This is a genomic window from Daejeonella sp. (assembly GCF_044232565.1).
Lineage (GTDB): Bacteria > Bacteroidota > Bacteroidia > Sphingobacteriales > Sphingobacteriaceae > Daejeonella.
Genome location: NZ_JBIILQ010000164.1, coordinates 1 through 6,365 on the forward strand (window position 1 = coordinate 1; position 6,365 = coordinate 6,365).

At 36.9% G+C, this 6,365-nt stretch carries 9 protein-coding genes; 2 read left to right on the plus strand and 7 right to left on the minus strand.

What is annotated here, in order from left to right:
• The coding region (locus ACILQF_RS09320) for a phosphatidylserine decarboxylase family protein (RefSeq protein ID WP_395627140.1) at positions 1–455 on the plus strand (455 nt) is incomplete at its 5' end.
• A 16-nt stretch (positions 456–471) separates the two neighbouring features.
• Positions 472–669, plus strand: coding sequence for a hypothetical protein (locus ACILQF_RS09325; RefSeq protein WP_395627141.1), 198 nt, complete (start codon positions 472–474; stop codon positions 667–669).
• A 57-nt stretch (positions 670–726) separates the two neighbouring features.
• On the opposite strand, the gene ACILQF_RS09330 is transcribed toward ACILQF_RS09325, so the two are convergent.
• From ACILQF_RS09330 to ACILQF_RS09360, 7 genes are all read right to left on the minus strand, one after another.
• Positions 727–1,863, minus strand: coding sequence for a mechanosensitive ion channel family protein (locus ACILQF_RS09330; RefSeq protein WP_395627142.1), 1,137 nt, complete (start codon positions 1,861–1,863; stop codon positions 727–729).
• A gap of 163 nt (positions 1,864–2,026) precedes the next feature.
• Complete coding sequence (gene rplS, locus ACILQF_RS09335; RefSeq protein WP_395627143.1) at positions 2,027–2,374, minus strand: 50S ribosomal protein L19; 348 nt, start codon at positions 2,372–2,374, stop codon at positions 2,027–2,029.
• A 138-nt stretch (positions 2,375–2,512) separates the two neighbouring features.
• Positions 2,513–3,187, minus strand: coding sequence for a tRNA (guanosine(37)-N1)-methyltransferase TrmD (gene trmD, locus ACILQF_RS09340; RefSeq protein WP_395627144.1), 675 nt, complete (start codon positions 3,185–3,187; stop codon positions 2,513–2,515).
• 475 nt (positions 3,188–3,662) lie between these two features.
• Complete coding sequence (locus ACILQF_RS09345) at positions 3,663–3,851, minus strand: helix-turn-helix transcriptional regulator (RefSeq protein WP_395627145.1); 189 nt, start codon at positions 3,849–3,851, stop codon at positions 3,663–3,665.
• Between the two features lies 1 nt (position 3,852).
• Positions 3,853–4,299 carry a hypothetical protein gene (locus ACILQF_RS09350; RefSeq protein WP_395627146.1) on the minus strand — a complete coding sequence of 149 codons (447 nt, stop codon included), beginning with the start codon at positions 4,297–4,299 and terminating at the stop codon, positions 3,853–3,855.
• 196 nt (positions 4,300–4,495) lie between these two features.
• A complete protein-coding gene (locus tag ACILQF_RS09355) occupies positions 4,496–5,746 on the minus strand; it encodes a PepSY-associated TM helix domain-containing protein (protein WP_395627147.1) in 1,251 nt (416 codons plus the stop codon).
• Between the two features lie 120 nt (positions 5,747–5,866).
• On the minus strand, positions 5,867–6,365 hold a 499-nt coding region (locus ACILQF_RS09360; protein ID WP_395627148.1), incomplete at its 5' end, for an anhydro-N-acetylmuramic acid kinase.

A 6,365-nucleotide genomic window follows, 5' to 3' on the forward strand; every position in this document is an offset into this window, starting at 1 on the left:
GCCCGGCAGATGGTAAGGTAGTAGTAATCGAGGAGACTGAAGAAACTGAATTTCTTAAAGAAAAGCGTATTCAAGTTTCCGTATTCATGTCGCCAATCAATGTGCATATCAACAGAAACCCCATCTCTGGAATTGTGAAATATTACAAATATCATCCAGGGAAATTTTTGTTTGCTTGGAATCCGAAATCATCTACAGAAAACGAAAGAACCACGGTTGTAATTGAAAGCAAGTCGGGTGTTTCGATTTTGTTTCGTCAAATAGCTGGAGCTTTAGCCAGAAGGATTGTTTGTTATTCAACTGAAGGTAAAGAGGTTACTCAGGGAGAAGAGTTTGGTTTTATAAAATTTGGTTCAAGAGTAGATCTTTTTTTACCTTTAGGAACTGATATTAAAGTGGGATTAGGAGATACTGTAAAAGGGGGTATCACAGTTTTAGCACATTTAAAAAAATAATAAAAAAAACTATATTATGAAAAAACTAACTGGATTTTTAGCAATTGCATTCTTTGCTGCAACGTTAACTCTTAGCGCTCAAGAGCCTAAGACTACTTCACAAAAAGGTGAAAAAATGGAATGTAAAATGGGTAAGGACTGTAAGATGAACTGCTGCGCAGGCAAATCTAAGTCTGATGGAAAAACGGGCAAGTCATCAAAAAAGAAAAACTAAAAATATCTATTTTAAAAACCGGTCTGTTAACAGACCGGATTTTTTTTATGCTAAAAATCATTTCGCTAATTGCTCATGATAGACAGTTTGTGAAGGAAATGCAAAGTCAGCGCCGTTTTCAGAAACAATCTGCATAATGCGATAATTTATATCCTCCCTGATGTGCATATACTCATTGTAATCAACGATTTCAATAAAGTAAAGCACTTGAATATTTAATGAAGAATCCCCAAAGGAATCAAAGCTAACGAGCGTATCATTACTTGTTAATGGATGGTCGTTTACAAACTTCTCAATTTCAAGAGAAATTTTCTTCATGATTTCTGAAGGTGTATCATACTTCAAACCAATGATAAACTTCATCCTTCTTAAGTTTCTGAGACTTAGATTTTCTAGCGGACTATCCACCATTTTCTTGTTAGGGATAATTACTAAAGTTTTATCAAGGGTACGGATAAGAGTACTCCTAAAACCTACTTTCTCAACAGTACCCTCATACTTGTCGATACGAATCAAATCACCTACCACAAATGGTTTATCAGCAAAAATAGTAAACGAACCAAGCAGGTTTTGTAAAGTATCTTGAGCCGCTAAAGCAACTGCAATACCCCCAATTCCAAGACCTGCGATAATGGTTGCCACATTCAAATTAAAAACCGCACCTAGAATTACAAAAACTGCCACCACAATAGTCATGATTTTTGAAAGTTCCTTCATAAACGGAACCATCTGACTGTCTGTTTTTGATTCTGCTAAAGCAGCTTTGTATTCAAAAACATAAGCGATGAAATCAATAATTCTCAAAAATATCCAGAAGGCGGAGACTATAAATAGAAATAAAAATAAATTGTCTATTACCTCAATCAAAGTAACTTCAAACACAGAGGGTACAGAGTTTAGCAATGTAGTTCTCCTAAATATGACCTCTTGGAGTGGATATTCAAGTTGGTTAATTGCGAGATAAACTACCAAAAAAAGTATAAGTATTTCAACCGGTCGAATTAACAGTTCCACGAATACTTTTGGGTCAACCCCGGGCTGTATACGCATAAAAAATCTAAACGTAAGCCTACTTAAAACCTTAGAAAACAAGCGTTTAAGTAATAGTCCGAAAAGAAGTATAGCCGCAAAAATGCAATAGTTTTGAATGCTATTTCCTAAAAATTGCTGCGTAAAAAATTCATAGTTTATCATTTTGAAAAAAGAGAATTATTGGCTGATTAAAGAATATTCACCAAAATAGAACCTTAAAATAGTCAAAAAATTAAATTAAATCCACTGAAAAAAGATTTACAAATGCTTATAAACGAAAAAACCTCCTAGATAAAATCCAGGAGGCTGCAATCTTATTGTTTAATTACACTCTTTTTGTTTTGATACGAGCTGCTTTACCAGTTAACTCGCGCAGATAGAATAATTTCGCTCTGCGAACTTTTCCATGACTGTTTACTTCGATCTTATCGATGTTCGGAGAATTTACTGGAAAGATACGCTCTACACCAACTCCATTTGACATTTTACGTACTGTAAAAGTCTCATTAACACCTACACTGTTGCGCTGAATAACAACACCCTGATAAATCTGGATACGTTCTTTATTTCCCTCGCGAATTTTATAGTGAACACTAACCGTATCACCGGCTTTGAATGCAGGAACTTGCTTTTTAACTACCGCCTGCTCTTCAACAAATTTTACTAAATCCATGATTTTAAGCTCTTAATTCGATTTTTAGCCCGTAAAAATCGGACTGCAATATTAGGAAAAATTTTTTATTTAAAAAAGGGTTTTGATAAATTTCCCGTTTTTAATTTCAAACGATTGTTGTTTGTCAGCGATTTAAAACTATTCTAGCAAATCTGGACGCCGCTGCTTTGTGCGCTCCAGAGCCTGCTCGTGTCTCCAATCGTTAATGGCTTGTTCATGTCCGCTTAAAAGGATATCGGGCACCCTGTGTCCTCGCCAGTCGGCCGGACGGGTATATACCGGAGCATCAAGCAGCTCTCCCTGAAAAGAATCCGATAATGCTGAGGTTTCATCATTCAATACTCCCGGCAATAATCTAACAATACTATCAACCAGTACCGCAGCAGGTAATTCACCTCCCGAAAGAACATAATCTCCAATAGAGATCTCTCTGGTTACAAAAATATCACGAATACGCTGATCAATACCTTTATAATGCCCAGCAAGGATCATGATGTTTTCTTTTCCTGAGAGTTCGTTGGCCATACTCTGGTTAAGCGTTTTTCCATCAGGTGTCATAAAGATCACCTCATCGTATTTTCGCTCCTCGAGTAATTTTTCGATACAATTGGCAAATGGCTCGATACCCATCACCATTCCACTACCACCGCCGTACTGATAGTCATCAACAGATTTCTGTTTATTGGTTGAGTAATCTCTCAAATTATGAACAAAAATCTCTGCCAGTCCCTTTTTTTGAGCACGCTGCAAAATGGAGTGTGCAAAAGGACTCTCCAGCAAGTCGGGTAAAACGGTAATGATATCGAAACGCATAGTGCAAAGATAGGAAGGAGAATTGAGATGTGAGATATGAGATGTGAGATATGAGATGTGAGATATGAGATGTGAGATATGAGATATGAGATGTGAGATTGAAAGGCCTGCATAGATAAACCGTTTCAACCTGAGAAGCAGAATTAGATTTTTAGGACCTTGTGATTACCTGACTAAGCTGAGATAGTTTGCCAGGGTGCCGTCATTCCGAACACGCTGCTCAAATTTTGCCTTTATCCTTAAATTGGAAACGTGGAAGAATCCCGGATTTATTGGCACAGGACTCACACATCAATCGGCAAGCATAGTTTCTGGGATCATAGGTTTGAGATTCCTCGTTCTGCCTTTTTAGGAATAAGGAATGGAGCTGCATTCTGCGAAATGATGGTTTTCGCACCAGAAACGTGAACGTCTTTGGAATTGAAATGCCATTATTAGGCTTATTACAAAAATTTAAAAACAATCCTACTTACCATTAATCCCCTTCTTCCAAAGAAAAAATTTCACCAACAGGAACACCAAATACACTAGCCATTTTTAATGCCAGAACAGTTGAAGGAACGTATTTTCCAGACTCTATGGTATTAATGGTTTGACGCGAAACCTGTATCTTTTCGGCAAGCTCTGCCTGAGTGATGTTCAGGATAGCCCGTTGTACACGCAAATTATTTTTCATCTTCTTCCCTCTCTCTATTTAGTAAATACAGGCTAAAATTGAATTTGACGATGAAAATTAGTGGTACAGTAAACATATTATAGATTAAAAAACTATAAAAAGCGGTGCCATAAAGCACGAAATTAAGAATAAACAATACCCCGAAACTGATCAAAACCGACCATTGCCAGCATTTTAATCGTATCAAAGTAAGGTATTCATCCTCCATTTTCTCTTTGGCAAATGAAATCATCATCAAACCAATAAGTAAGCCGGCTAATGCTAATTCGTTTGTAAGGTTATAATCGGCAAATAATTCTGCATTATTAACCGGAAAAGCAAATCCTGGAATCTTATATTCCCAATAGGAAGTCGCTACGCCTAAACACGCAGACAGAACAAAAATTATCCAGCCAATTACCTTGTATTTGCCCGGAATTAATAATGAATTTTTCATATCAATTTTATTTGACTAAATGTAAAGTTTATTTGATATAAATACAAATAAATTTTACATTGTTTTAATTACCCGATTTTGGGGATTATGCTAATATTAAAACCTATTTCTGGAAGAGCAATGAAGTAATTGGCATTAGAAAACACCGAATTTTTAGTAAAAAATCATTGAACCTGGTTAGATATCTTATTCAATCTCAACCCTTCTTCATTTTATTGAGCCAGATCAAAGTACCGGTAACCGGCAGACTGGTAGCGATCAGGCAGGCAAGAAAATATAGGATCTTGGAAAAACTGCCATAAACATCTCCAACATGCAGGGCTTTAATGGAAGCTGAAATTCGCTCATTCAAAGGTTTAGCTTTGAAAATATCAGAATGTAATACCGAGGCGGTATACTGGTCTAAATATATTTTATCGCTAGCTACCGGAGCAAAAAATCCAGTTTTTACCTTGTTTACAACGATTGCATCCGCAGAATCAGCAGCCAAAACAATGGTAAGGTCGCCAGTATAATTCAATGTTTTATTTGCAGCACTTATAAAATCCTCTATGAATAATGTTTTTGCACTTCCTGTTCCTTGAATCACTGAATGTGGAGTTTCTGGTTTTAGAGCACCTTCCGGCTGGTAGGTTCCCAGGGTTTTTCTTAAAGCTTCTCTGTACCAGGGAAATGACCATTGCGGACCGGTAATACCCATTAAAAATAACAGGATACAACTGTAAAAGCCAAGGCTATTATGTAGATCATGATTAACTCTCTTCCAGTTCCCGTCCCATTTTACTTTTAAACCATTTTTCCAGCTTCTGATCTTCCGGGGAAACCAAATGACCATACCTGTGATGACTCCCAAAGTAAACAGGATTGTTGCGGTTCCGCTGATATAACTACCAAGAGTACGGTTTGGAAGCTCCCCAAAAATTGGTTCTTCGATCCTGTCGAGCAAAAGCCAGCGGTGCAAACTGAACATCAACTGCATAAACTCCGTAATTGCTGTCTTTTCATTGCTATTCCCAAGGATCTGTCCCGTATAAGGATTAACCATGTATTGTATGCCTCGAGAGGAATTGGATTTTTCTTTGGAACCCTCAGCCAGTTTTTCTTTTTTATCCGCATTCTTTTCACTAGGATTGTTTTCTTCAAGCTTCTTGACTGTTAGAATATATGATTTTTCAAGATCAGCTGGTATTTTTAGACTTACAACTTTTCCACCAGTTTCACGGCTTAGAATGTTAACCAATTCCTCTAAGGGTAATTTGGTAGCATTTTCAGTAGATTCTAAATGAAAAACTTCGGGTCTGGAAAACTCACGTATCTCCGTATTAAACACATAAATAGTACCACTCAGACAAATAATTAATACAAATATTCCACTGACTAATCCCACCCATAAGTGAATATCATTTAAAAATTTACGGAAACTGTTCCAGGTTAAAAAATTGTTCATTTCTATCTAATTTGTTCGTTATTAAGAATCTTTCTAAATAATGACAAATATAGAAACAGAAAGCTGGTTTCAAAGAATTATTTAGAACAATTCTAATTAACAGTATTGCGAAGGTTTGATTTACCTAGGAAAACTAATCTTCCCCATCGAAATAGAAGGAACACCCGGATGTGAGCCAAAATCAGTATTCCCGCCGGCCACTGCTTCATTGGCAAGTAAAGCGAACAGAACAGCTTCTTTTGCATCGGGAGCAATACCCAGATCAGAGCTGAACTTAAGTTTTTTACCAAGCTGCTCTTCGATCATACCGATCAATAGTGGATTATGCATACCGCCACCACTGATATAAATTTCATAGGCTCCTTTGCCTTCAACACAAAAAGTAATAGCTCTCACAATCGCTTTGGCGGTAAATGCAGCAAGGGTAGCCATTACGTCTTCGTTTGAAAGGTCTTGCAAACCCGAACTTTCAATTGCATGGTTTAAATAAGCTAAACTAAAGAGTTCTGGACCGGTAGTTTTAAGGTATCCAGCTCTAAAAAAATCATGATCAAACAGCGATTTCAATAGTTTTTGATTCACTTTTCCACTTGATGCGATCGCTCCATCCTGATCGAAA

Excerpts from the sequence above, each read along its gene's own strand:
- ACILQF_RS09325 (WP_395627141.1), top strand. The coding sequence starts at position 472 with ATGAAAAAACTAACTGGATTTTTAGCAATTGCATTCTTTGCTGCAACG.
- trmD (WP_395627144.1), bottom strand. The coding sequence starts at position 3,187 with ATGCGTTTCGATATCATTACCGTTTTACCCGACTTGCTGGAGAGTCCT.
- rplS (WP_395627143.1), bottom strand. The coding sequence starts at position 2,374 with ATGGATTTAGTAAAATTTGTTGAAGAGCAGGCGGTAGTTAAAAAGCAA.
- ACILQF_RS09355 (WP_395627147.1), bottom strand. The coding sequence starts at position 5,746 with ATGAACAATTTTTTAACCTGGAACAGTTTCCGTAAATTTTTAAATGAT.
- ACILQF_RS09330 (WP_395627142.1), bottom strand. The coding sequence starts at position 1,863 with ATGATAAACTATGAATTTTTTACGCAGCAATTTTTAGGAAATAGCATT.
- ACILQF_RS09350 (WP_395627146.1), bottom strand. The coding sequence starts at position 4,299 with ATGAAAAATTCATTATTAATTCCGGGCAAATACAAGGTAATTGGCTGG.